Source organism: Gordonia sp. LMA167, assembly GCF_058130025.1.
Genome location: NZ_CM176708.1, coordinates 4,301,868 through 4,326,513 on the forward strand (window position 1 = coordinate 4,301,868; position 24,646 = coordinate 4,326,513).

The window sequence follows — 24,646 nt, forward strand, 5'->3', positions numbered from 1 at the left end:
TCGCGCGAACAAGTGCGCTTTCTCGAACGGCCAGTGGCTGGCGATGGCCAGCGAGCGGCGTTCGTAGGCGCCGGCGACGAGCCGGAACAACAGCTGGGTTCCGGTGTCGTCGAGCGGAGCGAACCCCATCTCGTCCACAATGAGGAGGTCCTGGCGCAGCAGGGTCTCGATCATCTTGCCGACGGTGTTATCGGCCATCCCGCGGTAAAGCGTCTCGACCAGATCGACCGCGGTGAAGTAGCGGACCTTGTGCCCGTGATCTTGTAGCGCCCCAGATCCCGCGTGGGGGCCTGCGGCAGTTCGGCGACCAACGCGTCGCCGGCCGGGCGGGGATTGGGTGTACCGGCCCCGGCGGCCAGGATCGACCGCACGTCGGCGGCTTTGAACCGCCGAAACGCTACCGCGCGGGTCAGTGCCGCGGTGAACTGCTCGCCACCGTGGGCGGTCCGCATCGCCAACAGTTCGTCGATCTCACCGCCGAGTCGGGTGTTACCGGCTGCCGCCGCACCCACCAGGAACTGCTCAGCGATCTCACCTATCGCGCAAAACTGTTTCTCCGTAACAGTTTTCGGTCGACCGGCTGGGAGGTTTGCGCGCCCCACCGTAGTGGGCATCGTCGAGTACCACCTCACCGGGAGTCCCCAGCTGGTGATCTGCCACCACCTCACCGGCGGCATCGACGATCAGCAACCGGCCCGCCTCCTGCACCAGCCCTACGGTGGTGCCGACCAGCCGGGTCGGCACCGAGTATCGCACCGAGGCGTACCGGATACACGAGAGCTTGTCGACCTTACGGGTGACCGGTGGCGGGCCCACCTCGGCGCGCAGAGATGGCAACGGCGCCAACACTTCCCGCTCCACCAACAGTTGTTCGACAGGAACGATGCAGGTGTCGGTGTGGCGGCGGGTGTTGACCTCCACGCACCAGTCCACGGCTGCGCGGTTGGCCTCACCCACGTCGAGTGCGATGTCGTCGCGGCCCGCGGCGATCTTCGCTTCGGTCCACAACGGCTCGGCCAGATCCGATTGCACATAGCCGCACAGGTTTTCCACGATCCCCTTGGACTCAGGGTCCTCGCCGTGGCAGAAATCGGGGGCGAACCCGTAATGGGTGGCGAACCGAATGTAGGTCGGGGTCGGCACGACCACGTTGGCGACCACCCCACCCTTGAGGCACGCCATCCGATCCGCAAGCACCCGCTGGGGTACCCCACCGATCCCATCGAGTGCTTGAGCGATGAAACCCAAAGTGGTGGTGACTGTTTCGTCGGTAGCGAACCGAACGAACCGCCAGCGGGAGAACGCCAGCACCGCGCAGAACACGTGCAGCCCACCCACGGTGGCCCAATCGATCACCAGATACTCGCCCGGGGTCCACACCGCCGGCCGGCGACCCCAATACTGGCTACGCCGCCACTGGGCCTTCGATCGCGACACCAGACGCCGGAAGTTGCGGTCCGAGCCGGTATACCCGGCCGCCCGCGCGATCGGCAGCAACCGTTTCGCAGTGGTCTTGCCGTGCGACTTCCTGACCCGCTCAGCGACCAGATCGGCCACCGATTCATAATTGCTGACCCGCTGTTTACGTGGCGGCGGCCTCAGGCCGGCCTGACCGGCCTCGAACCGCTCCACCACACGCTTAACGGTCTTGTGAGTGGTACCGCAGATCTCAGCGGTCCCACGATAGCTACCGACATCGCGGTAGGTCGAAATGATGTCCATTTGGTCCCTCGCAGTCTTCAATGGAACTCCCAGGCGGTGATGGTGATCGGTTGGCACCTTCACCGTCACCGTCTGGGCTTCCAATCCAGGTTCGACACGTCGAACACAGGGCGGGGACTTTTATCTGGCCACCACCGGGGACCTCGATCTGGCCACCAGTGGGGACTTTCTCATGGCCATTCACACCCGGTAACACTCCATCGTGACCGCACGCGCACACGCCTCGAGTTCGTTTGGCTGCCTGGTAGCAGTAGCCGCAAACCCCGAGGCCTTGCCAGGTGACGACGCATTCGCGATGCTCGCCGCAGCGGTCGCACGGAACTTCCCACCGTTGTGGGTCTTCGGGTTTACGTGGTCGTGCCATCGTCACCATCGCTGCGGACGACTCGGATGCGGCGGGCGACGGTGCGCTTCTCGCCGATGCCGAGGTCGGCCGGATTCGCCGGCGCCTCGGCGGTGGCCGCTGCGCGTATCTCAACGTACGGTTCGAACAGATCGTTGGGTGTGCAGTCGAGGATGTCGCACAGCGCCGCGAAGGTGCGGGCAGGGATCCGCTCAGGCGTGCCGGTCACCAATCGATGCACCTGTGCATTCGAGAGGTTGATGCCGCGTGACTTCAGCAACGGGATGAGTTCGGTTGTCTTCCATAGGTTGTGGTCAGCCATCCGCTGACGAAGATTCCAGTGGTACCCGATTCGACGTTGCTCGCTCACGTGTCTTTCCTAGCATTCTTTTCGTCACGTGTGACGATTCGTTGCTGGATCATCCGTTGGATAGTCTTCTGTTTGAAGTCTGCCGAGACCGAGGTGTAGAGCGCGGTGGTGGATGAGTAGGCGTGGCCAACCTGCTGCTGCACAAACATCGGATCGTATCCCGCCTCGAGGAGATGAGTGACGTAGGAGTGGCGCAGGCAGTGCATCTTCAGTTCTGCCGGTAGACCCGCGAGCTCGCGGACCGTGGTGAAGGTGCGATTGAAGTTGCGGATACCCGTGGCGCCAGCACGTTCGGACGGCCAGAGCGAGGCCGAACGATCGGCGGTGGCGAATTGCTCGCGACCTTGCGGCGAGAGCCAATGTTCGAGAAGATCGACCACCCAGTCGAATTCGGGCACTGTGAGGACTGTGCGTCGGCGTGGTCCCGATCCGGACATGCCCTTTGCGTAGCGGACTTGGACAGCGCCGTACTGCCTGAACTTCTCGACGTGCGGGTTCGGTCCGAAGTCATGGTAGTCGAGCATGGCAAGTTCGCGACGCCGCAGGCCGTAGGCGTAGCACACCTTGAACGCGGTGGAGTCTCGCATCAGTGGGAGCCAGCGCTTCGACCCCTTGGCGAACTCCCGGTCGACTAAGTCGTCGCATGCATCGAAGAACGTCTGCAACTCGGCTTGGGTGAAGCTGCGCCGGTCGGCTGGAATGGCGTCATCGGTCTTGTGGCGCGGGGTGTTCCACTCGAAAACGACTTGGGCGGGGACGTCATCAAATGCTTTGCTGCAGAACACAGCCCAGCCGTACCTTTCGTCAGTGACGTAATAGCAGAAGGCTCTGATCGTGCCGGCGTTCGCGCGCAGCGTCGACACGGAGACGGCTTTTGGGCCGGTTCGTCGATCAGCCAGGAACTCATCGACGTGGATCGGCTGCCAGGCCCAGGGGTACTCGTTGGAGTGTTCTTGGAAGCGAGACACCAGGTTGCACGATGACTGGATGAATGGCACACCGAGTCCACGGGCAAGCATTTGCGCTCGCCAGCGGCCCAGGAGGTCGCCGCCGGTCGCAGCCAGCAGTTTCGCTCGATACTCGCTAGGACGAGTTATCTCATCTGTCTTAACTCGTCTCCTTCACGCGCCGATAAGATACATTATGTCAAGTAAAGCTCTGGATATCACGCTGCCCGCAACACTATTCAGCAGCGGACCGTTGTCGGATGACAAGGTAGATGAGACTTTGACACCCAAGTTTGAGACTCGATGACACAGATCTGAGACTCCGAACTCAAAGAGCCGGCGTGTGCGCTATCCGCGAGCGGCTACTGCCAGTTTGGCCGACTCAACCAAGTGCTGCGCTGCGCGGATCATCCGCTTTAGCTCCGCGGAGGTTAGGTTCTGATGCGTGTACGCTGCCTTATTCTTCAGGTTCAACAGCGTGTTCAGGTGTCGCTCGGATCCGCTGTCCGCACGCTTCAGGAGGGCTGCAGCCTCGGCGTGGTTGCCGGTATTGGAGTGCACACCAAGGCGAACACAGCAGATAACGTCTGAGGCTGCGATGCCAGCGTCGACGTACAAGTCCCCAGCGGCGTTGGGGCATCTCCTCCCCGAGATGGTCAGCGGCATCCAAGAACTCGTTCGCCTTCGACATCCGCCTGCGATGACCGCGGAGTCACAGTCGCGCTGCGACGCCATCAGAACCTCCCCGACGCGGGGCGCAGCTGCGCGTTGAACCAGGACCGCGTACCCGCAACGGTGAGGCCTTGCTTCGCCACGTCACGAAGCAGAGGTTCACCCGCGGCAGCCGCGGCGCGGAATTCGTCCGCAGCGTACTCGACTATGCGGCCGTCGTTGCCGGTCCACGCTGTGATGAGCCGGGCAACCTCGGTCACCCGATGCCCCCACACGTCGTCGCCATCGCGGCCCCAGTCCCCGGCGCGCACCAGGATCAGGTCAATGTCGCTGTCTCGCCGCATATGCCCCGTCGCCGCCGACCCGAAAACCGCAGCGTACCGCAGCGTCTTACCCCACTCTCGTAGGTGCTCTTCGAGACGGTTCAGAAACGCGGAGTTCAGACGTGCCAACGCCATAATCGGCTCAGCGGCGAGGTGTTCAGTGTTGAGTCGATAGGTATTCGTCCTACCCACCTGGTCGTGCAACACCACGCCCTGAATGGCGAGTCGGTTGAGGACCTTGCGGATGCCCTCAGCCGACGCCGTGGTGAGAATGCGATGGACCTGGCTGATCGTGAACGTAGCGTCGGCGGACGCCAACACCGCGAGTACGTCTCCGTCCAGGGTCGGCGTTACCGTGGCAAATGGTTTGTTCAATTGCACGCCCGACACCTCCTGAGATTGCAACTAAAGTTAGAGTAACACAACTATAGTTGACTTCGGTCGCATGGAGTTGCCCAAGCGTCACGCGCGAGATTCCCGCGAACCGGAGTCGTACGGCACAGCGAAGCGGCCTATCTGACCGGTCAGCACCCCGCTCGTTCATTCGCCACGCCGCACCACTTCCGACGCCTAGGCTTGCTCCCGCGCGAAGCTACCAGTTGGCCAGACTGCGCGCCCCGGTTCGAGTGATTGGAATATGCAGCAATTGAACATGCAGCGTTACCACCAATAGCCTGCAGATGGGTAGCAGTGCAAGAAGATCCAAGCACTGGACCACCACCACTACTCCCGAAGTTGCGCTGCCGCTTGGTTATCACATCATCGCGCGAGCCCCAGGAACGCCATCAGCGAGCGTTCAACTTCCACCAGCTGTTCGGACGTCAGCCGGCCAACACGCGTCAGCACGTTCGACCGTCGGACCGCGGTCAGCTTGTCAACCATCACGTCACTGTCCCGCTCGAGACCCGAGATCGCGTCCCCGTCGCCTCGGATGCGTATCCGCATCAACGGCGCATCGACAAGCCGGCTCGTCATCGGCGCAACCACCACCGACAGAGTTGAATCGAAAAGGTCATCCTGGACGATGACCACAGGCCGCGGCTTGGACGCATACACACCGCCCGCCACTGTCCAGATCTCACCGCGAATCACGTCTCGTCATCCCATGGCACCGCAACGGCCTCGACGAAATCCTGCGCGTCCCCATCGCCATCGGCCTGCGCGACGAGAAGCGACTGCATGTGGGCTTGCGCGGCAAACTCGGGCGTGCGCACGTCAGGGACCCAAACCTGCAACGGGCGCAAACCGCGCTCACGCATCCGGCGTCGATACTCACCCACCCTGTCCCTCACAGCCATGAGCTCATGTTACATGTAACGCTACGGAGTGGCCCGGCTATGCGTCGACTGCGAATATGCAGCAATCGAATATGCATGGGCTACCCGTAAATCACTGCATATTGCGCTGCACCGCAACGCCACTCCACCTGCAAAAGCCGGCGTGTTGTCATGCAAGCGCCATGCCCCAGACCCAAGCTACGCCTTATCAGTCTCGATCAGCGCTCGCAGTTCTTCGGCGATCTCGTCCACGAGTAGCCGCCCTGGCCCTTCGTAGAGATTCTGTGAGCCAGGTCCAGATCTCTTCCAGGAACCTCGCTTCGACGGATACCTTGCGCCGAACAGAATGATCACTTCTTCAGGCGGCTTCCCGGTCAACTCAGCCTGACGAGAATGCCAGATCAGTCCTTGCAGCGGTGAATCATGCCGTTGCGCTAGGGCCGCGATTCCCAGCCGTCTGGTGCACGGGTAATGCTCGGCAGGACTCGTGATCACTTGACTGCGATCGAGGCCGAGCCGGGCAAGTTCCGGATCGCGAAGGTCGCCCAGCCTGGCATCAGTCGGAACCTCGATGTGTGCCAAGAGCTTTTCGTGCAGTTGTGTGTCGTAGGCGATCATGCTGCCCAGTTCGTGCACGTCATGGAAGACTGACTCGAGCAGCACTCCCGTTGGTGATTCTCCCAGATACATACTTGGCAAACGCTTTGCAGTAGTGGGATCGTCTACCGGAGCGAAACGAGTATCGCCCCAGCCTGGATTGAACTCGTCATAGCCCCATTTTCCGTCGTAAACGCGATAAAGCAGGCGGCCTTTATTGAGGGTCACCGTACTCAACGCGGGCAGCTCCGCGGCGACGGTACAGCCAGCCGGATGAGGGCACACCAAATCCTGCGACGGTGGTGTCGCGGTCATGTGGACCTCAACTTCTAGGCGGCCGCGCCCGCGGCGAAGCGGTCGGCCGCTCGCAGCGCGCGTGCCGGATCAGTCGATGCGATGCTCTCTGGTATCTCGCCTGAGAGAAAGCTCGTCGGGCTCGTGAGCCACGACCACAAGGACCACTCCCGCACTCCCCCCTGCGCGAGCGCTGCCAGGATCGGTGCCAACTCTGGGCGCAGCTCGCCGTTCTCATCGAATTGGAACGCAGGTATCAATGTCCTCCCATGAAGATCGACGGTGAACAGTTCGTGCGCTCGGCGGCGCCGCGCCACCCACGTTCTGGCGCTGGATTCTGGCGAGTTGCGCTGCTCGCTGAGCGAGACGTAGGTGTGGAAGGGCGTCGCGAGCAGCTCGTTGCGGTGTGTCGCCAAACGCCTCGACTGCGAAAGTGACGCAGCAGGCGTCAGGTTGACGCCGTGGCCCATCAGCGCCCGAAGAAGTTCTTCACGGGACGCTTCAACGTGCTCAGCTTGCAGTTCGCGAACAGCGTTGAACAACTCAACGAACTCGCCGACGTTGACCTCTGGTTGTCCGTGGACGAGCGCATTGCGCAACCGTGTTACCGACACATCGTAGGAAGCGGAGCCGGTTGACTCGTATCGGCCTGCGGCACTTTTGGAAAGGCTGAGAAGCTGAAGCGCCCCGACGAGCTCTGATCGGGTTACACCATGGACCGCCAGCCAGTCGACCAACTCGGCGATATCGTAATCCGGCACCATGTAGCGAGTGTAGCACCAGATTCAAAATCGGAACGTCGCTACATCACCGATGCGGCCACGCGCAGCTCCTGACGGCTCGTGCAGAGTGACCGGCCTGCCGACCTTGGCGCCGGTCCCCCGGCATCGGCGCTACAGGCTCGCGAGTTGCTCGAGCTGCGGGTGGACAACCGAATATGCAGCGATCGAATATGCCGGGTTACCGGTAGACCACGGCATATTGCGTCAGATGAATCACGACCAGACTTCCGCACGCCACCCATTGGCTCGCGTACGAGTCGATCGTCGCAGGTCGGTAACTCCCAAGTGGCTATCACCACTCCCAGATCCGTTGTCATCCGACGACACCCGCTCGTGCAGAGGGCCGCAACGACTGCCGAGGTTGACTCGAGCATGCAAGGGCGACGACGGCAACAATTCCCTAATCTGACTCGAGCTCGTCCAACTCTTTCGCTAGCAACGCCGTTTTCGCCGCGGTGAAGTTGCGGAGCTGAAGAGCGAGCACCGATTGCGCTTGGAGATCATCAAACCCGTACCGATCCTTAAGCGCCTCGGCGACCATGTCTTCGCTCAGTCCCTCGGTGGCCACCAGATCGAGGACGTCCCGACGGTTCTCAACAGCGGTGATCACAGCTCGGAGAATCAACACCCGCTGAGAAGATTCATTTGACAAAGCATTCTCCATTCATCCGGTAGTGGCCAACGAGCCAATTGACCGCGATCCATCTAATCGAAAGTCCTGAAATTCAAAGTCGAGGACTTTTCTGGATTCATAACGCGGCGGTGGAAATAAGCGGATCGTTGGTGGTGCATTGCTTTTTCGATTAGTGGATCGCGACCCACCTCGTTAGGCACCTACTCCCAGGGATTGATCAATGCGATTCCGAGATCCATGAAATCATCGACGTTGCGGGTGGCGAGCTGGGCGCCGAGTCGACCGCAGATCGCTGCGATTTGCGCGTCAGCCATGCCGACCGGTCTTCCGAGGCGCTCTCGCGCGACGACCATCTCCGCATACATCACCGCAGCGGGCGCGTCGAATGGAATGACTCGCCCGCGAAAATCATCTTCAAGGAGCCCTTGTACTCGAGAACGTAGATCCGTTTGTCGGCGCCCTTTCGGTAATCGCTCGACGCCGTACCTCAACTCTGCGGCCGAGATCGCCGTAATTGCGATGTCAGCGGACGGCCAGCCATCCACACGCTCCAGAACGCGCTCATCGGGATCAGCGCGCATCAGTTCCGACACCACACTGGTGTCGAGAATGATCATCAAAGCTCGGCCGCCCGCGGAGCATCAGTCCGTAATGGAGGTTCGACTACATCCGCGTCAGATCCGGCAAATCGCCGACGAATCCGCGTGCCCATACCGACGTCGTCAATCGTCGGTGCGAGAACTTCACGCAATATTGTTCGGACCTCAGCCTCCATCGATCGCCCGTGGCTGGCGGCACGCATCCGCAGGGCCACCTTCAGATCGTCATCGAGATCCCGAATCGTCAAGCTCGCCATTTCGCACCTGTCCATATGATTGCAGTGAAATCAATGCTATCAGGCACGCTAGGCGCCGACATCCCGAGCCGTCACCGGAAGCTAACAACCTCAACCCTGCTGCAGGGAACATGATCAACTCGATATTGACGGTATCCAGTAATGCACTGCATATCGCATTGCGCAGCAACGGAACTCAAGCGCCCCACCACCCCAACCCGCCGCGGTACGCCACTGCGCATGACGTCATCGCGCAGGTCCCAGAAACGCCATCAACGAGCGTTCGACTCAATGAGCTGTTCGGATGTCAGGCGGCCGACACGCGTCTGAACATTCGACCGTCGTAGCGCGGTTAGCTTGTCAACCGTCACGTCACTGTCCCGTTCGAGGCCCGAGATCGCATCGCGATCACCCGGGATGCGAATCCGCAACAAGGGCGCATCGATGAGCTGGCTCGTCATCGGCGCAACCACCACCGACGGAGCTGAATCGAAAAGGTCATCCTGGACGCTGACGGCCGGCCGCGGAATGGACGCGTACACGCCACCCGCAACGGTCCAGATTTCGCCGCGAATCATGCTTCGTCTCCCCAAGGCGCGGCGACAGCCTCGACGAAATCCTGCCCATCCCCGTCGGCCTCGGCCTCTGCCACGAGAACCGACTGCTTGTGGGCTTGCGCGGCAAACTCTGGCGTGCGTACGTCAGGAACCCAGACCTGCAACGGTCGCAAACCGCGCTCACGCATCCGACGCCGGTACTCGCCGACCCTGCCCCTCACTGCCATGCCCGTATAAGTTACAGGTAACGCTCCGGACCGGCCAGCGTGCGCAGCCCGAGATGGATATGCAGCAATCGAATACGCAGCGTTACCAGTTTTATTTACATATTGCATTGCGGCGCAACGTGATTCGTGTACGTCGATTTGCCGCTGACACCCATCGGCGCCATCAGTTCCCGGGCTAGTCTCAACTACCTGCCACTCGTCTCAGGCGTGTTGTCGCCAGACAGCGGTACGGCACTTTCGTTACTACCGCACGAGAACCACGCGGAGCGCAGCGTCGACGCGTCTCAATTCTTCATGGGTCAGGTAACCCGCACTCGCTCCGAGTCGCTGTGGATCAACCGAACCAAGTGAAGAGATCCGACCCTCAGGCTCCAGCGTCTGGATGCGTCACCGAACGTAGATCCAATTGGGGTATGCCAACAAAATCGCTTGGGTTGCAGGTGTACAGCGGAATACCGTTCGCGATGGCACTGGCAGCGATCAATGCGTCATATGCGCGCGCTCTGGGTTTTCGCCCTGATGAGCGTAATGCGGCCGCGACACCGCCGAAAGCTCGCGCACTTTCGGCAGTGAATGCCAGCGCCTCGAAATCCGCTTCCGCCTGCTGTACGTGCTGTTGTCGGGCACTTCGCTCGCGGTCGGTTCGCACGACGTGCGGGCCCACTGAAAGCTCTGCAAGGGTGATCACACTGATCACCGACTCCTCGGGCAGCTCGTCGGGATCGGCCAGTCTGCCGAGCAGAATCACGGTTGAGGTGTCAAGCATCCCCCGCGTCGTACCGACCGACCCCGTCATAGGGACGAATCCAACACGCTGTCGATGTCAGCGCGCAGGACGTCCGGGTCGATCTGCGGAAGATGGGCGCGCCGGCGAATCAACTCCGCCGCGCTCACACTCTTTCGGGGCAAAGACCGGAGTTCGGCCACTGGCGCGCCATCGCGCGTGACCACGATTCGCTCACCACGCTCGACTCTGCGTAACACCTCGCCACCGTGGTTACGCAGATCTCTGACACTCACCACCTCGGTCATGCCACCAGTGTATCACCGGTGATACACGCGCGGTCGGTGAATATGCAGCAATCATACGAGCGCGAGTCGCCGAAACTCGCTGTGTGGAGGTTCATCTGGGGTGGCTTCGCCGCTACATGGGCGATCGCCGTGCACGGCAACAATGCGCTGATCGACCTCTACGCAACGTTGATCTCCCCCGAATTCGCCCTCAACTGGGGCCGCCGCTGGCGGCTCCGTTCGTCGAGGAGAGCGCCAAGGGCATCGGCTTCGCGCTGATACTGGTCCTTGCCCGTCACGCTGTTCGCTCCGCATTCGACGGTCTGATCCTCGGCGCGTTCATCGGTCTCGGTTTTCAGGTGCTGGAGAATGTCCACTACGCACTCGGCGCGGCCGAGACCGCCTTCAGCAGCGCCAACATCAGCGGTGTGATCGGTACCGTTTTCGGCCGCGGCATCATGAACGGTCTGTTCTCGCACGTATTGTTCTCCGCCGTGGTATGTGGCGGCCTCGTCTATCTGATCGGCACGCCGAGTGAACCGCGGAATGTGACGCGTGGACTCGTTCTCGTTGTCACTGCGGTGGTCGCCCACGGGTGCTTCGACGCGATCGCCCTCCACCTCGGATTTACCGAGGTCCCTCCTTGGTCTGTTCGTCATCGAATTCTGCTTGATCTGGCTGGCCTTCCGCTGGACGGTCGGGCGCGAGCGCGGCTGGCTACGCGACGCTCTCGCACCCGAGGTCGACACAGGAGTGATCACCGTCGAAGAGCTGGCCGCGCTCACTGGGAAGCGCAAGCAGCGTCGTGCCTACATCAAGTCCAAGGACAACGACATGTCCCGGCGGCCGAAAGTGAGGAAGTAGTTTTCGCGAGGTCAGAGATCGCGAGGGTGCGGACCGCATGAGGCGAGGCGGGGCGGGCGGTTCTCTCGTGTCGAGCATGTCGTCACCGGGACACGTCCCCGCGCCTCGCGAACGTCCTGCTAGGTACGACGACATTTGATATGACGACGCTGACGCGGTCCACCGAGGCGCCAACCTCTGAGACGAGAACCGACTATTTGCGGCTTCCTTGGCAAATCCGGGCGGAAAGCCAGCGCGAACCTTGATACGGTCCAGATGAATCAATCCGTGAATGAGCGGTGACGATGGCCGTCGTGGAGGCCGACCCTCGAAAGGACGCTGCGATGGACATCCGGTCGTCATTCCACCTTCGCCAGATTCGGCGCGCGAAGCATCCCACCTCGTGGTGGGGATCGATCATCCTGAGCTTCCTACTGATCCTCTTCCTCAGCGGCGCGGGCGCGCCAATCGTCAGGAACTTCACCAGCGACGAGGACGGGACGGTCGGCGCCCAGGTGGTCGAGGCGATCGGCGGCGTCTTCATCATCGTGGCGCTATCGCTCTGGGTGCTGGCGAAAGAACGACGGAACCCACTATCTCTGGGATTCTTGGGTTCAGGCATGACGGGTTTCCTGCGCCTGCTCCTGGGATGGGCATCGGCGCCGCGATGTTCAGCATCACCGCGGGAATCGCCCTGGCCATCGGCGCGGTTGAGGTCCGCGACAACCCCGACGGGGTGACGACGGGCTCAGCCGCCGCCGGCGTCGCGTTGATCATGGTTCTCGCCTGGCTCTTCCAGGCAGGTTCCGAGGAGATCGTGGTCCGCGGCTTCATGTTCCAGTCAGCGGGGCGCCAGCTGCCGACGTTTCTCGCGGTGGCCGTTCCCGCAGTCGTCTTCACTGCGCTGCACCTGCTGAACCCAGGTGAGAAGACACCTGTCGTGATCGCCAACCTACTGATGTTCTCCGTTTTCGCGGCCTTCATCGCGGTCGCGGACCGCGGACTGTGGCTCGTCATCGGCATCCACACGGGATGGAACTGGTTCCAGGGCAACGTCTTCGGTGTCGCAGTGAGCGGTGAATCGCATGCAACCTCCATCATGTCGCTGACCCCTGGCGACAATTCGGCCGCCATCACCGGCGGTGATTATGGGCTTGAAGGCTCCATCTCGGCCACAATCGTTCTGATCCTGGCGCTTGTCGCGTCGCTGTGGTGGATGAGGCGGCGCCTGGCCGCCGAACCCGCCCAACCGGCGCTTCAAGAAGCCTGACGTCAACCAGAACCCACACTCATCGTCGCCGCGCACGAGCACCGGTGCGGCGCACATCGACCGGTCTACTTCAGACCCGATGGCACGACCGTGCCGTCGACCATCACAGTCACCTCTCCGGTCTTGGTGTTCTCGGTGACCTTGCCGTGCTCGAATGTCACCACCTCCAGATCACCCTCGGTGGTCAAGTCGCTGGTAGGAACTCCCAGGGGCCCGGGAGAGCCGTTCATACCGCTGAGCGACGGGGTACCGTCCGGGGCACGTTCAGTGTTCCAGGCGTCCCGAATCTTGCCTGACGTGACGATATATGCCGCCGTCCCCGGGTCATCGTTCTTCGCGATGATCACGCCGCCCTGGAACTGTTGAAACACGACGCCACTCTCGCGGATCCCTGCGTTGTGGTCGCCGGTCAGCGGCTTGCCGAGGGCATCTTTCTGAGCGTCGGTCGCCGACTCGTACTTGACGGCGAGCGGGCCGGTCAGGGTCACCTCAACGTCCCGCTCCCCCACAATTGTCACTTCGGCGGGGTCGGCATCGGGCGTCGTCTCTTCGACGGTGGCCGAAGGTGCATCCTCGCTGGCCTCTGACGTCGACTCCGACACCGAAGCCGCAGCCGACGAGTTCTGCGACGCGGCGTCGTCCGTCGTGTCGTCGCTACCGCAACCTGCGGCGATCAGCGTGACCGCCGACAGTCCGGCGACGAAAACGGCACGACGGTAAGAGAGTTGCCTCAATGTATTCCCCTCAGTTATTCGGCACATGCCCCGGTCCAAAGTGCGCGAACCGGACACTCTGTTCGACTCTATCGGTACGACGGCGCGGATTCCTCCCAGCGATCTCGTCCTGTCGATGTGGGCGCCCATATTCAGGGCGTCGACCAGACAGCCCCGCCTACAGCGAACACGAAACAGGTTGCGGCTGGATGTGTTCAATTACGAGCTGCAACCACCACCGCATTCGGCCGGTGAGTCACCTCCGCCAGCGCAATCAAACCTTCTCGATCTCCCCCGGCTGCCAAGACTTGTCGAACCACGGCTCGAGCGGGCCATAGATCCGGAGAACGGTGAACCAGCTCTTGTTGGGGAGTGTCTGGATCCAGTTGGAGTCCTTGCCTGCCGGCGCCGTCGGCGCGAACCAGAGAACGGTCGAACCGTCCGGTTCTGACATCACGGTGTCGCCCAAGCTCATCAGGCTCGGATAGGGATTGTCGGTCTGCAGCAGTGACCGGGTTTGGGTGTCGTAGACGTCGACCGACCAGAAGTTGGCGGCCGGCGGATTCGGCGGCAGCACAAGGCGGTATGTTGCCGCACCATCGAGGATGCGGCCCTGCGAATCCTGGGCGGTGTAGGTGTAGGCCGACCCGGCACCGACCTGGGCGTGCGACATGGCCGGGGTGATGACCGTCGCCGTGTAGTGATACATGGTCCGGGCATCAAGGAGCCGGACCTGATCCTTGACGAATTCGTAACTGCCACCGACGAATGCGTCTTTCCAGGACGATCCCTCGAACGTAAGGTTCGCCCGGTCGCGCGGAAAGTAGAGCAGCGCGCGACTCATGCCTGCGGCAGTCTTGGCCGCCGCGTCGAGGATTGCGCGGAGCCGATCATCAGGCGTGAACGGTTGGCCGTGAACGATGCCGATCGCGGCGAGCTGACCAGCCCGTTCCGGATCGATCGAACCAACGGGTTCGGACTGAACCAGTTCGTTGATCTCCTCGAAGAAGTGGAAATCGTTGGCGTGCACGGTGTTGAAGACCTGTTCGGCCATGTTCACGAACTGCATGGCAGGCGGGTCCGTGGCGTCGGCGAGCAGATAGACGCGTGCCTGCTTGATGGCGTCGATGCCGTCCAATGCCCGAAGAACAGTCCACACCGTGAACGTGCTGCTGCGGTAGACGAAGTAACCCTCGGGTTCCTCCCCTGTGTAACCGGGTGGCAGAAACAGATACTTTCCACCCTGACCTTTGTCCGGCCCGGCCAACCCCATATCGGCGACGTATCTGAACCAGAAGTCGTCGACCACACACAGCGAGTTGGTCGGTGGTTCGATGACCACGGGCCCATCTCGCAGATCAAGGAACATGGTGCCGTAGGCCGTCGACGTGTTCGCCGTGAGCAGCAACGATCCCGAGTTGGCACGAGGATCGGTGATTCCCAGGACATTCAACCCGTCAACACCGATGCTGCGCAGACCGTGGCGCATAGCGACGAGAGACGCTCCGGGCACGGCATTGAGGAACACGTCGATCCCGCGAAGATAGTCCAGGCCCTCGTACAACTTGGCGGTGGTTTCCGGCTTTGGCACCCCGTCGAAGAAATCGAAAGTCCCCAACGGGGTCTCAACGCTATCGGGCAGACCAAGTGCCTCGAGTTCCGCCGTCAGATCGGTATTACCTGCAGTGCCATCCACTCGGTCTGCACTCCTTCATCAGGATCGCCCGGCACAGCCGAAACGATTCAGTGTGAGAACGCCACCATCCGCGGGGTTCCGCATCAACCGTAGTAGGAATCGCGCATCGCTGGTGGGTGTCGGTGGATGCCACCCGATCCCTGAGGAGCCTCGCGAGGAACGAGCGACGCGTCACCACCCGATCCCTGAGGAGACTCGCGAGGAACGAGCGACGCGTCACCACCCGATCCCTGAGGAGACTCGCGAGGAACGAGCGACGCGTCACGAAGGGGCCGGCCCTTCGTGACGGTCCTCCGCTGGCGCTCCGGACCTCCTCAGGGACCGGAGGGTGACGGTCCTCCGCTGGCGCTCCGGACCTCCTCAGCCTGAATCCACCGATTGGTGGGTGGGGTGGACTTTTGTGTTTTCGTGACTTGTGTTGTGCGCGTTGAGGTGTGGTGAGTAGGGGGTATTCGCCGATCTCTGAGTTCGGCTTGTTTCACTGGGTCCTCGTGTTGGGCCGGGGTGGCGGGTGGATAGGTCAGGCTGCGGCGGGTTGTCGGTGGTGGGTGGCTGCGAACAGGCGTTGCCATTCGTTGTGCCAGGGCCAGTCGGCGGGCAGGTGCAGGGTCAGGGTGCGCGCGGATCGGGCGGTGCGGGCGGGTACCTGGATCAGGGTCCGGCGAATGGTGGGTGTGGTGGCCGCGGCCAGGCGTGGGCCGGCGATCGAGGCTGCCGCGCGGGTGAGGTTGAACGCGATGACCGCGCACGTCAGCCAGGCCGCGTTGGCCGCGAAGCACCCCGAGGGCATGTGGGCCAGTGCGGAGGCTTTCAGATCGGCGTGGACTTGTTCGATGATGGCGTGGCGGCGGTGGATCTTGTCGGCGGTGACGGTGTCGGCATCCTCGCTGGGGGTGGTGGTGAAGAAGGCGTGGAAACGCCACAGCTCAAACAGGGATTGTTGCTCGACCGGCGTGGCCGAGGGTCGCAGTGCGCGGGTGCGGCGCACGATCAGTCGTCCGGGCACCTGCGCGGATGCCGGGTCGGACGCGAAGGCGGTGAACGCGATCTCAGCGACTTCGGCATCCGAGATCAGCTCGCCGGTATCGGGGTCGGTCACCGCCCGCGGGTAGTGGATCGGGGTCCAGTCGCGCTCGTCGATCTGGGTGATGGCGCGTTTGACGTCGGGGTTCATGCGCGCGGTGATCGAGACGTGGGCGCCGGCACGCCGCGCTGCGGCGATGACTTTGCGACTGTAGAACGCCGAATCGGCACGCACCAGGATCCGGCGGTGATCGCAGGCTGCGGCGGTGTGCAGCGCTTCGGTCAGCAGACTGCCCGCCCCGCGCGCCGAGCCTGCCGGACCTGCACGTAATCGTTGCGCCACGATCAGCGGTGCGGCGTCGGTGGCGCTCACCGTGGCCAGCAGCGCGTTGAGACCACGGGTGCCGTTGTAGCCGATCCCGGCGCCCTGTTTCTGATAGCCATGGACCTGCACCACGGTGTCGTCGAGGTCGAGCATCGTCGGCTCCTCGCCGCTACCACCGGCCGGGGTCGTCTCACACAACCCGGCCAGCAGCCGGCAGGCCACGGCATCGAGCTGGCGCACATGACCGAAGGTGAAGGCCCGCAGGAACGAGCCCAACGTCGAGGGCGCATACGGGTGGTCGAACACCGAGCCCATCGCACCATGGCGCAGCACCGCCATGTCATCGATACTGTCAGCACCCATGACCATCCCGGCGATCAGCGAGGCCACCTTGGCCCCCGCGTGCGCACCTTTATCGGTGGGCAGCTGCACGAACTGATCCACCAGCTCATCGAGCCCGCAGCGATGCGCCAACGCCATCACCGGCACCACCCCGGCCGCCGCCAGCAAATTCGGGTCATCGAACCTCACCGACCGCACCGGCGCGGTATGACACAATTGCATCTACGAGATGCCCTTTCTGAGTGACTGGACAGACCTTCGACAAGTCCCATCCTCTCACTCCGACAGGGCATTTCGTCTCACCAACACCCCCAACAACCCACAACATCGGTGGATCCAGGCTCAGGGACCCGAGGGTGACAGTCACCGAGACGGCGCTCCAAACCTCCTCAGGGTGACGGTCCTCCGCGCTCGCTCCCAGCCTCCCCGGAGGGTGATCTAGTAGGCGTTCTTGATGACGAAGTAGGAACCTCGGATGGTGCCGGCGAGCTTTGACTTCTGCCGCGCGAACTTGAAGGTCGATGCAAGCTCGTCGGGGATCTCCATGCCATCGGACAACTTGAAACCGACCGCGCGCTTGCCCCCATCCTCGAGCGAGTACATCACGTTGATCGACAGACCACTTTCGTAAAAGACATACGCCATCCGAATGCCGTCGACCTCGAACTCAGTCGCCTCGAGGGGCCGCGACCCGATGACGAGGTCACGCTCCTCCTTGAGGATGCGGTGTACCCAGTCGACAGTCGAGGTCGCCTCATCCGCCGGTTCGACGGTGAACACGTGGTTGTACTTGTTCTTGAAATAGCGCGCTTCGTTGGCCCGTAGCCCGGCCAGCGCATCGACGACCGGCGACGATTCGAGTCCGATGGTCGAGACGTCTGTGAAATCTACCGCGTAGGCCATGGCCTTTCTTTCCTTCCCGTCCGGTGAGTGCCACCCGAGTGTCAAGTCATTTCGGGTCGACCGCGTCATCCCCCAACCCTGCCAGCTTCGACGTCGAATCGCCGCCGATCTGCGTCATCGAGGGTTCTAGGACTTAAACAATCGCCGGCGGCATGCCAAAGTGAAGCCTGCGCGAGCGGGGCAGACCGCCGGCACTCGCCAGGTCTCTCGAGACCCAAAGCTCGCCCGGTCGAGCCGTCACACCCCCGGGTCGGGAACCAGCCGGAAGATCGGCGGCACCCGCCCGAGCCTGCGTTCGTAACGGTCGTAGTCGGGCGCGATCGTGAGGATCCATTGCCATCTGTCCACGGCCTCGTCAGCGGAGAGCGGTTCGGCACGCAATCGCATTCGGCGACCGTACAACTCGCCGACGAGCGACGGGTCGGCGCTCAGGTTGTGGTACCAGCCCGGCGGCGTCGCCATCCCGCTGTTCGCCGCGACGACAAACAGGTCCACGCCGTCCTCGAAGACCTGCACCAGAACGGTGCGAGGACGCCCCGACCGGCGGCCGGTGGTGGTCAGGACGATAGCGCGGCGCCGCCACAGCGAGGTGATCCGACCGCGAGTGCGCCGGTACAGCCACACTCCGAATGCCACGGACTTGGTGTCCAGGGCGTGCTCGATCCGAGTCTTCTGGTCCTCCGAAAAGATATGAATCGACATATCTTCATCTCAGCCCTCGAGACCTGACACGGCCAGAGCCGTAGGTCACTCGACCGGCGACTCCAGCGCCAGTGCCGTCGGCCTTCGCGCATCGCATCCGCGATGCAGTATCGGCGGAAAACACGTGTCGCGTAGGCTTGCCCATATACCCCCTAGGGTATATGGGCCGCGTGGCCCGATACCCACGTTCCGAAAGGAGGCAACCAGCACATGATGGGAAGTACGGGCGCGATGGGTTCCGGTATGGGCTGGGTGTCGATGGCGCTGATTGTCGTCGGCCTGGCAGTGATCGTCTACGTCGCGGTTCGACTCGTCCGACGTGACAGCACCCCGCCGTCTGCCAACGCGTCAGAGCCGCTTTCCCCGTCGAACGCCGGGAGTCCAGCGCAAACGATTCTCGAGGAGCGCTATGCGCGCGGAGAGATAGACACCGAGGAGTTCACCGCCCGCCTCCGCATCATCCAGGGCCGATGAGCCAGCCGATCAGTCGCCGGAAGGCGCTGACGCTGGGAGTGCTCGGGGTTGGCGCCGTGGCTGCCGGGGCGACCGGCCTGGTGCTCGGAACCCGGTCGTCGGGGCCGGACACGGCGGCCGGCGGATCGGGCGCCGCATGGGGCGAGCCACCGGTGCTGTCATCGACCGATGGCGCCCTCGACCTGGAGTTGCGGATCGCCGAGACCGACGTCTCGATCGACGGCGACACAGTGCGGATGCTCAGCTACAACGGCACCGTGCCGGGACCGACCCTCCACCTCCGGCCGGGCGACCACCTGCGCGTGCACCTCCACAACGGACTCGACCGACCCACCAATCTCCACACCCACGGTCTCGTGGTGTCCGCCGCCGGCAACAGCGACAACCCGTTCATTCGCGTCGAACCCGGCGACACCTTCGACTACGACATCCACCTTCCCGACGACCACCCGGCCGCGGTCTGCTGGTATCACCCCCACCATCACGGCACCGTCGCGGATCAGCTGTTCGCCGGGCTGTACGGCGCGATCATCGTCGACGATGACGACTGGGCGACAGCGCCGCCGCGCATCGTCGTCGTCTCCGATGTGACCATCGGCGACGGCGGCGTCGCCACCGTCTCCGGCGCCGAGCGGATGGCCGGGCGCACGGGCAAGACCCTGCTGACCAACGGTCGGATCGCCCCTGCCCTCCACTCACGCGCCGGCGGCAACGAACGGCTGCTGCTCATCAATTCCTGCTCGAGTCGTTACCTGGATCTGCAACTGTCCGACTTCGGCGCCCGATTGCGCGGCCGGGATTCCGCGCGCCTCCCGGCGCCGGTGCCCACCGATCGGCTGCTGCTGCCACCCGGCAGTCGAGCCGATCTCGTCGTCACGGTGCCGTCGGCGCCGACCGATCTGATCGCTGCCGCCGTCGACCGCGGCCAGGTGGGCATGGGCATGATGAGTGGACAATCCACCACCTCCCCCGAATCGACAGTGCTGTCGGTGGTACCTGATGCCGCAGCCGCGCCGTCCGCTGTCGCCGATTCGACGTCAACCGCGCCGCCGGATCTGCGCGACCGCCCCGCTGATGCTGCCCGCACGTTGACGTTGAGCATAGGCGGTGGCCTGGCAGGTGGCGGTGGCATGGCAGGTGGCGGCGGCATGCGATTCGTCATCGACGGTCGCGCGTTCGATCACGAACGGATCGACCAGGCCGTGCGCACCGGCACCGTCGAAGAGTGGACCATCGTCAACAGGTCCCCCATGAATCACCCGTTCCACCTGCACATCTGGCCCATGCAGCTGATCCGTGAAGGCGGGTCGGACGTGACCGCCGTCGACGTCCGCGATGTCATCGACGTTCCTGCGCGCCAGTCGATCACGGTCCGGATCGCGTTCGACCGGTTTCCCGGGAAAACGGTGTACCACTGCCATATCCTCGACCACGAGGACCTGGGGATGATGGGCGTCATCCAGGCCCGATGATGGTCAGCGCGGCGGCCCCGATCTCAGAGACGCTCGGACACCCACGGGTTTCATCAACAGCCGACAATGATCGCCGACGACCGATGAGTGGAACCCATTTGGCAAGTCGGTCTTGGCAAGAGATGACGATCGATGACCGGAGGACCAATGCGCACTGTCGAGCTGTATCACGAGACCTATGGCGAACTCGGCGACCGGACACCGCTGGTCCTCGTGCACGGAGGTGCCGGCACGATCGGGTCGAACTGGGGCGCGGCGATCCCGCTGCTGTCAACGGACCGGCTCGTAATCGGCGTCGAGTTGCAAGGGCATGGTCACACCCCACACTCGGAGCGGCCATACACGTTCGAGAACTCCGCCGACGACATCGCCGCGGTGGTGCGGAAACTCGATGTGCCGCGCGTCGACGTCATCGGCTTCAGCAACGGTGGACCGACCGTGCTGCGGTTCGCCATGCGCCACGCCGACTTCGTGAGGCGCGTCGTCGTCGCGTCCGGGTTCTACCGGCGCGACGGCATGATCGAGGGGTTCTGGGGCAACTTCGGCGACCCGACGATCGACTCGATGCCCACGGTGCTGGCCGAGGCCTATGGCGCCATCAATCCCGACCCCGCTGACCTGAAACGCATGTTCGACCTTGATGTCTCACTGATGCGTGGATTCACCGATTGGGATGACGACGATCTCGCGACCGTGACCCAACCGGTCCTCTACGTCAGTGGCGACGACGATGTGGTTCTCCCCCAGCACACCGTGCGTATGGCGCAGCTGACGCCTCATGGGCGCGCCCTCATCCTCCCCGCCGGCCACGGCGACTACCTGGGCAGCACCGACACCGGTTCGGTCGACCACGGCCTCACCGAACCGTGTCTCACCCTGATCCGGCGATTTCTCGACGATAACCAGGAGAATGCGTGAGATGTGGACCTCCGAGGACTTGCACCGGATCGCCGTCACGGACGAGCTTCTGATCGCCGCACGGCGCGCCGACGGATCGCTGCAAGATTGGGTTCCGATCTGGACGGTCGCCACAGCGGTGAGGTTTACGTCCGCACGTGGTACCGACGCCGGACGGGGTGGTTCGGAAGCGCGGTGCGCTCGCGCCGAGCACGCGTCCGCGTCGACGGATATGAGGCGGACGTCGAGATCGAGGATCTCGGTACCGGCACTGCTGCTCTGCGCGCCGATATCGACGCAGCGTACCGTGCGAAATACGGTCGCTACGGCGAGGCGACGGTTGCCCGGATGGTCGGCGACCAGGCGGCAGCGGCGACGCTGAAACTCGTCCCGCTCGACGCCCGCTGAATCAGCCACTGGCTGGAAGACATTGGCGCGGTGTCGATCTGCACCTGCTCACTCAGCGGACTCGTCGAGCAACTGTCGAATCGCGGTGATGAGTTGCTCGCGCCCCGGAACGCGGTCGTATCCGGCGTCCGTCAGGTACCTGCGGCAGGTCAGGGACTCGGCGACCGTGCCGTCCGGGGCCAGGGGATCGATCCCGTTGACGGTCATGGTCGGGGATCCGGCGAATGCGGGGTGCGCAGCGATGTCGTCGTCGGACCCGAGCACGATGGTGGCAACCGAGGTCGCATCCAGGTGGAGCTCGCCCAACACGTCGACGAGGAGATCGTGGGCGATCTGCTGATTCGGGCAGTCAGGTATCACCAGCAACTCGAAGTGCGGTGTGGGCATGCACCCACGGTAACCCGGAGCCGAGCTGCCTGACCCGAACCCCGTGAGGGCACTCGACATGGCCTGCCGCGTAGCCACTCTCGGGATCGGGCCGGGCGGCGGGCGAGCTGTGCTGGTGCCAGATCACCGCTGGGACGCCTCATTTGTCGATGATCGGGGCGAGCAGTTCCGCGGCTCGGGCGAAGGTGATGCCGTGGTCGTCCGGCACCGTGGTGATCGCCGTGGACTCGCAATCGGCCGTTTCCGGACGGCGACCCTCTGATCGCGAGAGAATGACGCACAAGCGGGACAGCTTCGGCAGCAACATCCGCCACAGCGCCAGGAGGGCACAATGACTCAGGCCCAGCACTATGAACAGTTCCTGGCACTGCATCAGCGGCCCGGGGCATTTGTGATGCCCAATGTCTGGGATGGACTGTCGGCGCTGATCTGCAAACACGCGGGCTTCGGAGCATTGGCCACCTCATCGGCCGCTTACGCCGCCACTCTGGGCCGACGCGACGGGCGACACGCGGTCAGCGCCGCCGAGCACCTTGCACATGCACGGCTTCTGATCGACGTGAGCGGCCTACCCATCAACGGTGATTTCGAGGACGGCTACGGCGAGACACCCGACGACGTCGCCGCGACGGTGAACGCCTGCATCGACACCGGCCTTGCCGGAGTGGGCGTCGAGGACTCGTCCGGCGACCCCGACAACCCGATTCGCGACTTCGACGACGCCGTGGCCCGGGTGAGCGCCGCGTCGCGTGTGGCGCGGGGGCGGATCGTGCTCACCGGTCGAACGGACAATTTCTTCCAGGGCCGCATGGACCTCGACGACACGATCCGTCGCCTGACGGCGTTCGCCGAGGTGGGTGCCGACGTCCTGTACGCGCCGTTCCCGCCCGACACGGCGGCTGTGCGGGCGATCGTCGCAGCCGTATCCCCGAAGCCGGTGAACATCGTCGTCGGCACCAAGTCCGAGAGGCCCCCGGTCGCCGAACTCGCCGCGGCCGGGGTCAAACGCATCAGCACCGGGATGGCGCTCTATGCCCACCTCGCCGCGTCGCTGCAGGAAGCGGTCGCAGCGTTGGGCGACGGTGATATCGCGAGCGCAACGACGGGGATCTCGTTCGCGGAACTCGGCAGCCTCCTCGACACGGCGGCAACTCGGAACCTTCCGGGCACGTCCTGACCCATCGTGACGGCATCCGGCATTACGCTGAACCATCGTGGACGACGCCAGCCAATCCTCGTCGCGGACACCGGCACGGCGCGGACCCGCGGCGAGCACCTTGACCCCGGTGCGACTGGTCGCGTTGGGCTTCGCCACGGCGATCATCGTCGGCACACTGCTGCTCTTGGTGCCCGCGGCCACCAATCCCGGGCTGCACACCAGCGTGTTGCAGGCATTGTTCACGGCAACATCGGCGATGTGTCTGACCGGACTGGCCGTGGTCGACACCGAATCGCATTGGTCGACCTTCGGTCACGTCGTCATCCTCGGTCTGATCCAGATCGGCGGCCTCGGGATCATGACGCTCGCGTCGGTCGTCGGCCTGATCCTGGCCAACCGCATCGGGTTGCGCGCCCGATTGAACGCCGCCGCCGAGGTGCGCGCCTCCGGACTCGGTGACGTACGCAGTGTCGTCGTCAGTGTCGTCCGGGTCAGTCTGGGCATCGAGGCGATCATCGCGGCATGTCTGTGGGTGCGGTTCGCCGTCGCTTATCACGAGCCGGTCGGATATGCACTGTGGCTCGGCGTGTTCCATTCGATCTCGGCGTTCAACAATGCGGGCTTCGCCCTGTTCGGCGACAACATGATCGGGTTTGCCACCGACCCCTGGATCTGTGTGCCGTTGATGGTCGCGGTCATCCTCGGCGGCATCGGATTCCCGGTTCTCGTCGAAGTGGGCCGGCGAGTGCGCGGTCATAGGCGGCGGTGGAGCCTGCACACGCGCCTGACGGTGACGATGACCACGTTCCTCCTCATCGCCGGCCCTCTGATCGTCTTGGTGCTGGAATGGTCTCGCACGTTGCGTGGCTTCGACTTCGGCGCCAAGATCCTGGTCGCGACGTTCCAGGGAGTCATGCCGCGCACGGCCGGCTTCAACAGCGTCGACTATGCCCAGATGGACCATGCGACCTGGCTGGCCACCGACGTGCTGATGTTCCTCGGCGGTGGGAGCGGCGGGACCGCCGGCGGCATCAAGGTCACCACCTTCGTCCTGCTGTTGTTCGCGATCGTGGCCGAGGCACGCGGAGACCGCTTGGTCACCGCATTCGATCGACGGATCGACGGCCGCGTGATCCGGCAGGCACTCGCGGTCGCACTGCTCGGGGTGGCGTTGGTGATGGTGCCGACGATGCTGGTGATGGCCGGCACCGATTTCGATCTCGACGCCGTGCTGTTCGAGGTCACCTCGGCCTTCGCGACGGTCGGACTGTCCACCGGGATCACCGCGCTGTTACCGGGGTGGGCTCAGGTGATCCTCGTGGTGCTGATGTACCTGGGGCGCATCGGATCGATCACCTTGGTCAGTTCGCTGGCAGCGCGTCAACGCGACCGCCGGTACACCCTTCCCACGGAAAGGCCCTTCATTGGCTAGGAGACCCTC

General features: G+C 63.5%; 30 protein-coding genes and 3 pseudogenes. 10 read left to right on the forward strand and 23 right to left on the reverse strand.

The features are described 5' to 3' along the window. Positions 1 to 18: 18 nt before the first annotated feature. The 16 genes and pseudogenes from ACVT6V_RS19530 to ACVT6V_RS19605 form a co-directional block, all read right to left on the reverse strand. Positions 19 to 255: pseudogene (locus ACVT6V_RS19530) on the reverse strand (ATP-binding protein); the annotation flags it as partial. Next, positions 234 to 1,743 (reverse strand): annotated as a pseudogene (gene istA / locus ACVT6V_RS19535) (IS21 family transposase); the annotation flags it as partial. The pseudogenes ACVT6V_RS19530 and istA, both read right to left, overlap by 22 nt. Before the next feature lie 326 nt (positions 1,744 to 2,069). Beyond that, positions 2,070 to 2,435 (reverse strand): helix-turn-helix domain-containing protein, encoded by a 366-nt coding sequence (locus tag ACVT6V_RS19540; RefSeq protein ID WP_489895644.1) that lies wholly within the window; start codon positions 2,433 to 2,435, stop codon positions 2,070 to 2,072. Beyond that, positions 2,432 to 3,502, reverse strand: coding sequence for a tyrosine-type recombinase/integrase (locus tag ACVT6V_RS19545; protein ID WP_489900900.1), 1,071 nt, complete (start codon positions 3,500 to 3,502; stop codon positions 2,432 to 2,434). Before ACVT6V_RS19545 ends, ACVT6V_RS19540 begins: the two co-directional genes overlap by 4 nt. 614 nt (positions 3,503 to 4,116) lie before the next feature. Further along, the gene (locus ACVT6V_RS19550; protein ID WP_489895646.1) at positions 4,117 to 4,758 is read right to left on the reverse strand and encodes a nucleotidyltransferase domain-containing protein; all 642 of its coding nucleotides are present in this window, start codon (positions 4,756 to 4,758) and stop codon (positions 4,117 to 4,119) included. A gap of 378 nt (positions 4,759 to 5,136) precedes the next feature. After that, positions 5,137 to 5,469, reverse strand: a complete 333-nt coding sequence (locus ACVT6V_RS19555) for a type II toxin-antitoxin system PemK/MazF family toxin (protein WP_489895648.1) — start codon at positions 5,467 to 5,469, stop codon at positions 5,137 to 5,139. Beyond that, positions 5,466 to 5,675: an antitoxin MazE-like protein gene (locus tag ACVT6V_RS19560; protein ID WP_489895650.1), complete on the reverse strand. Its 210-nt coding sequence runs from the start codon at positions 5,673 to 5,675 to the stop codon at positions 5,466 to 5,468. The genes ACVT6V_RS19555 and ACVT6V_RS19560 overlap by 4 nt, the downstream gene beginning before the upstream one ends. A gap of 177 nt (positions 5,676 to 5,852) precedes the next feature. Further along, the gene (locus tag ACVT6V_RS19565) at positions 5,853 to 6,566 is read right to left on the reverse strand and encodes an RES family NAD+ phosphorylase (protein ID WP_489895652.1); all 714 of its coding nucleotides are present in this window, start codon (positions 6,564 to 6,566) and stop codon (positions 5,853 to 5,855) included. A 14-nt stretch (positions 6,567 to 6,580) separates the two neighbouring features. Then, positions 6,581 to 7,309 carry a hypothetical protein gene (locus ACVT6V_RS19570; RefSeq protein ID WP_489895654.1) on the reverse strand — a complete coding sequence of 243 codons (729 nt, stop codon included), beginning with the start codon at positions 7,307 to 7,309 and terminating at the stop codon, positions 6,581 to 6,583. A 418-nt stretch (positions 7,310 to 7,727) separates the two neighbouring features. Continuing rightward, positions 7,728 to 7,937, reverse strand: a complete 210-nt coding sequence (locus ACVT6V_RS19575) for a hypothetical protein (RefSeq protein ID WP_489895656.1) — start codon at positions 7,935 to 7,937, stop codon at positions 7,728 to 7,730. 224 nt (positions 7,938 to 8,161) lie between these two features. Next, complete coding sequence (locus ACVT6V_RS19580) at positions 8,162 to 8,578, reverse strand: type II toxin-antitoxin system VapC family toxin (protein ID WP_489895658.1); 417 nt, start codon at positions 8,576 to 8,578, stop codon at positions 8,162 to 8,164. Continuing rightward, positions 8,578 to 8,832 (reverse strand): FitA-like ribbon-helix-helix domain-containing protein, encoded by a 255-nt coding sequence (locus ACVT6V_RS19585; RefSeq protein ID WP_489895660.1) that lies wholly within the window; start codon positions 8,830 to 8,832, stop codon positions 8,578 to 8,580. The genes ACVT6V_RS19580 and ACVT6V_RS19585 overlap by 1 nt, the downstream gene beginning before the upstream one ends. Positions 8,833 to 9,068: 236 nt before the next feature. After that, positions 9,069 to 9,374 carry a type II toxin-antitoxin system PemK/MazF family toxin gene (locus tag ACVT6V_RS19590; RefSeq protein WP_489895662.1) on the reverse strand — a complete coding sequence of 102 codons (306 nt, stop codon included), beginning with the start codon at positions 9,372 to 9,374 and terminating at the stop codon, positions 9,069 to 9,071. Next, positions 9,371 to 9,688, reverse strand: a complete 318-nt coding sequence (locus ACVT6V_RS19595; RefSeq protein ID WP_489895664.1) for an antitoxin MazE family protein — start codon at positions 9,686 to 9,688, stop codon at positions 9,371 to 9,373. The genes ACVT6V_RS19590 and ACVT6V_RS19595 overlap by 4 nt, the downstream gene beginning before the upstream one ends. Positions 9,689 to 9,944: 256 nt before the next feature. Continuing rightward, the gene (locus ACVT6V_RS19600; protein ID WP_489895666.1) at positions 9,945 to 10,346 is read right to left on the reverse strand and encodes a type II toxin-antitoxin system VapC family toxin; all 402 of its coding nucleotides are present in this window, start codon (positions 10,344 to 10,346) and stop codon (positions 9,945 to 9,947) included. 26 nt (positions 10,347 to 10,372) lie between these two features. Beyond that, positions 10,373 to 10,612, reverse strand: coding sequence for a type II toxin-antitoxin system Phd/YefM family antitoxin (locus ACVT6V_RS19605; protein ID WP_489895668.1), 240 nt, complete (start codon positions 10,610 to 10,612; stop codon positions 10,373 to 10,375). Positions 10,613 to 10,728: 116 nt separating this feature from the next. On the opposite strand from ACVT6V_RS19605, the pseudogene ACVT6V_RS19610 reads away from it, so the two are divergent. From ACVT6V_RS19610 to ACVT6V_RS19625, 4 genes and pseudogenes are all read left to right on the forward strand, one after another. Then, positions 10,729 to 11,151, forward strand: a pseudogene (locus tag ACVT6V_RS19610) (PrsW family glutamic-type intramembrane protease); the annotation flags it as partial. A gap of 109 nt (positions 11,152 to 11,260) precedes the next feature. After that, on the forward strand, positions 11,261 to 11,455 hold the full coding sequence (locus tag ACVT6V_RS19615) for a hypothetical protein (protein ID WP_489901080.1): 195 nt from the start codon (positions 11,261 to 11,263) through the stop codon (positions 11,453 to 11,455). 323 nt (positions 11,456 to 11,778) lie between these two features. Further along, positions 11,779 to 12,174 (forward strand): hypothetical protein, encoded by a 396-nt coding sequence (locus ACVT6V_RS19620; RefSeq protein ID WP_489895670.1) that lies wholly within the window; start codon positions 11,779 to 11,781, stop codon positions 12,172 to 12,174. Continuing rightward, positions 12,084 to 12,704 carry a CPBP family intramembrane glutamic endopeptidase gene (locus ACVT6V_RS19625; protein WP_489895672.1) on the forward strand — a complete coding sequence of 207 codons (621 nt, stop codon included), beginning with the start codon at positions 12,084 to 12,086 and terminating at the stop codon, positions 12,702 to 12,704. Before ACVT6V_RS19620 ends, ACVT6V_RS19625 begins: the two co-directional genes overlap by 91 nt. Positions 12,705 to 12,769: 65 nt before the next feature. Here ACVT6V_RS19625 and ACVT6V_RS19630 read toward each other — a convergent pair whose 3' ends face one another. The 5 genes from ACVT6V_RS19630 to ACVT6V_RS19650 form a co-directional block, all read right to left on the reverse strand. Next, the gene (locus tag ACVT6V_RS19630) at positions 12,770 to 13,438 is read right to left on the reverse strand and encodes an LGFP repeat-containing protein (RefSeq protein WP_489900902.1); all 669 of its coding nucleotides are present in this window, start codon (positions 13,436 to 13,438) and stop codon (positions 12,770 to 12,772) included. Between the two features lie 253 nt (positions 13,439 to 13,691). Next, positions 13,692 to 15,113 (reverse strand): DUF1254 domain-containing protein, encoded by a 1,422-nt coding sequence (locus ACVT6V_RS19635; protein ID WP_489895674.1) that lies wholly within the window; start codon positions 15,111 to 15,113, stop codon positions 13,692 to 13,694. A gap of 520 nt (positions 15,114 to 15,633) precedes the next feature. After that, positions 15,634 to 17,025, reverse strand: a complete 1,392-nt coding sequence (locus tag ACVT6V_RS19640) for an IS1380 family transposase (protein ID WP_489895676.1) — start codon at positions 17,023 to 17,025, stop codon at positions 15,634 to 15,636. A 216-nt stretch (positions 17,026 to 17,241) separates the two neighbouring features. Continuing rightward, entirely contained in the window at positions 17,242 to 17,706 is a 465-nt protein-coding gene (locus ACVT6V_RS19645; RefSeq protein ID WP_489895678.1) for a DUF8821 family protein, read from the reverse strand. Positions 17,707 to 17,943: 237 nt separating this feature from the next. Next, on the reverse strand, positions 17,944 to 18,408 hold the full coding sequence (locus ACVT6V_RS19650) for a nitroreductase/quinone reductase family protein (protein ID WP_489895680.1): 465 nt from the start codon (positions 18,406 to 18,408) through the stop codon (positions 17,944 to 17,946). Positions 18,409 to 18,618: 210 nt separating this feature from the next. On the opposite strand from ACVT6V_RS19650, the gene ACVT6V_RS19655 reads away from it, so the two are divergent. The 4 genes from ACVT6V_RS19655 to ACVT6V_RS19670 all read left to right on the forward strand — a co-directional run bounded on the left by ACVT6V_RS19655 (position 18,619) and on the right by ACVT6V_RS19670 (position 21,659). Beyond that, positions 18,619 to 18,882 (forward strand): SHOCT domain-containing protein, encoded by a 264-nt coding sequence (locus ACVT6V_RS19655; RefSeq protein WP_489895682.1) that lies wholly within the window; start codon positions 18,619 to 18,621, stop codon positions 18,880 to 18,882. Next, entirely contained in the window at positions 18,879 to 20,354 is a 1,476-nt protein-coding gene (locus ACVT6V_RS19660) for a multicopper oxidase family protein (protein WP_489895684.1), read from the forward strand. Before ACVT6V_RS19655 ends, ACVT6V_RS19660 begins: the two co-directional genes overlap by 4 nt. 132 nt (positions 20,355 to 20,486) lie before the next feature. Further along, a complete protein-coding gene (locus ACVT6V_RS19665; protein ID WP_489895686.1) occupies positions 20,487 to 21,272 on the forward strand; it encodes an alpha/beta fold hydrolase in 786 nt (261 codons plus the stop codon). Between the two features lie 174 nt (positions 21,273 to 21,446). Beyond that, on the forward strand, positions 21,447 to 21,659 hold the full coding sequence (locus tag ACVT6V_RS19670) for a DUF2255 family protein (RefSeq protein ID WP_489895688.1): 213 nt from the start codon (positions 21,447 to 21,449) through the stop codon (positions 21,657 to 21,659). A gap of 48 nt (positions 21,660 to 21,707) precedes the next feature. On the opposite strand, the gene ACVT6V_RS19675 is transcribed toward ACVT6V_RS19670, so the two are convergent. Both ACVT6V_RS19675 and ACVT6V_RS19680 read right to left on the reverse strand, forming a co-directional pair. Further along, a complete protein-coding gene (locus ACVT6V_RS19675) occupies positions 21,708 to 22,046 on the reverse strand; it encodes a hypothetical protein (RefSeq protein WP_489895690.1) in 339 nt (112 codons plus the stop codon). A gap of 139 nt (positions 22,047 to 22,185) precedes the next feature. Then, positions 22,186 to 22,353 (reverse strand): hypothetical protein, encoded by a 168-nt coding sequence (locus ACVT6V_RS19680; RefSeq protein ID WP_489895692.1) that lies wholly within the window; start codon positions 22,351 to 22,353, stop codon positions 22,186 to 22,188. Positions 22,354 to 22,377: 24 nt separating this feature from the next. Here ACVT6V_RS19680 and ACVT6V_RS19685 point away from each other — a divergent pair, with 24 nt between their 5' ends. Both ACVT6V_RS19685 and ACVT6V_RS19690 read left to right on the forward strand, forming a co-directional pair. Beyond that, entirely contained in the window at positions 22,378 to 23,223 is an 846-nt protein-coding gene (locus ACVT6V_RS19685) for an isocitrate lyase/PEP mutase family protein (protein ID WP_489895694.1), read from the forward strand. Between the two features lie 37 nt (positions 23,224 to 23,260). Continuing rightward, entirely contained in the window at positions 23,261 to 24,637 is a 1,377-nt protein-coding gene (locus tag ACVT6V_RS19690) for a TrkH family potassium uptake protein (RefSeq protein WP_489895696.1), read from the forward strand. Positions 24,638 to 24,646 lie beyond the last annotated feature (9 nt).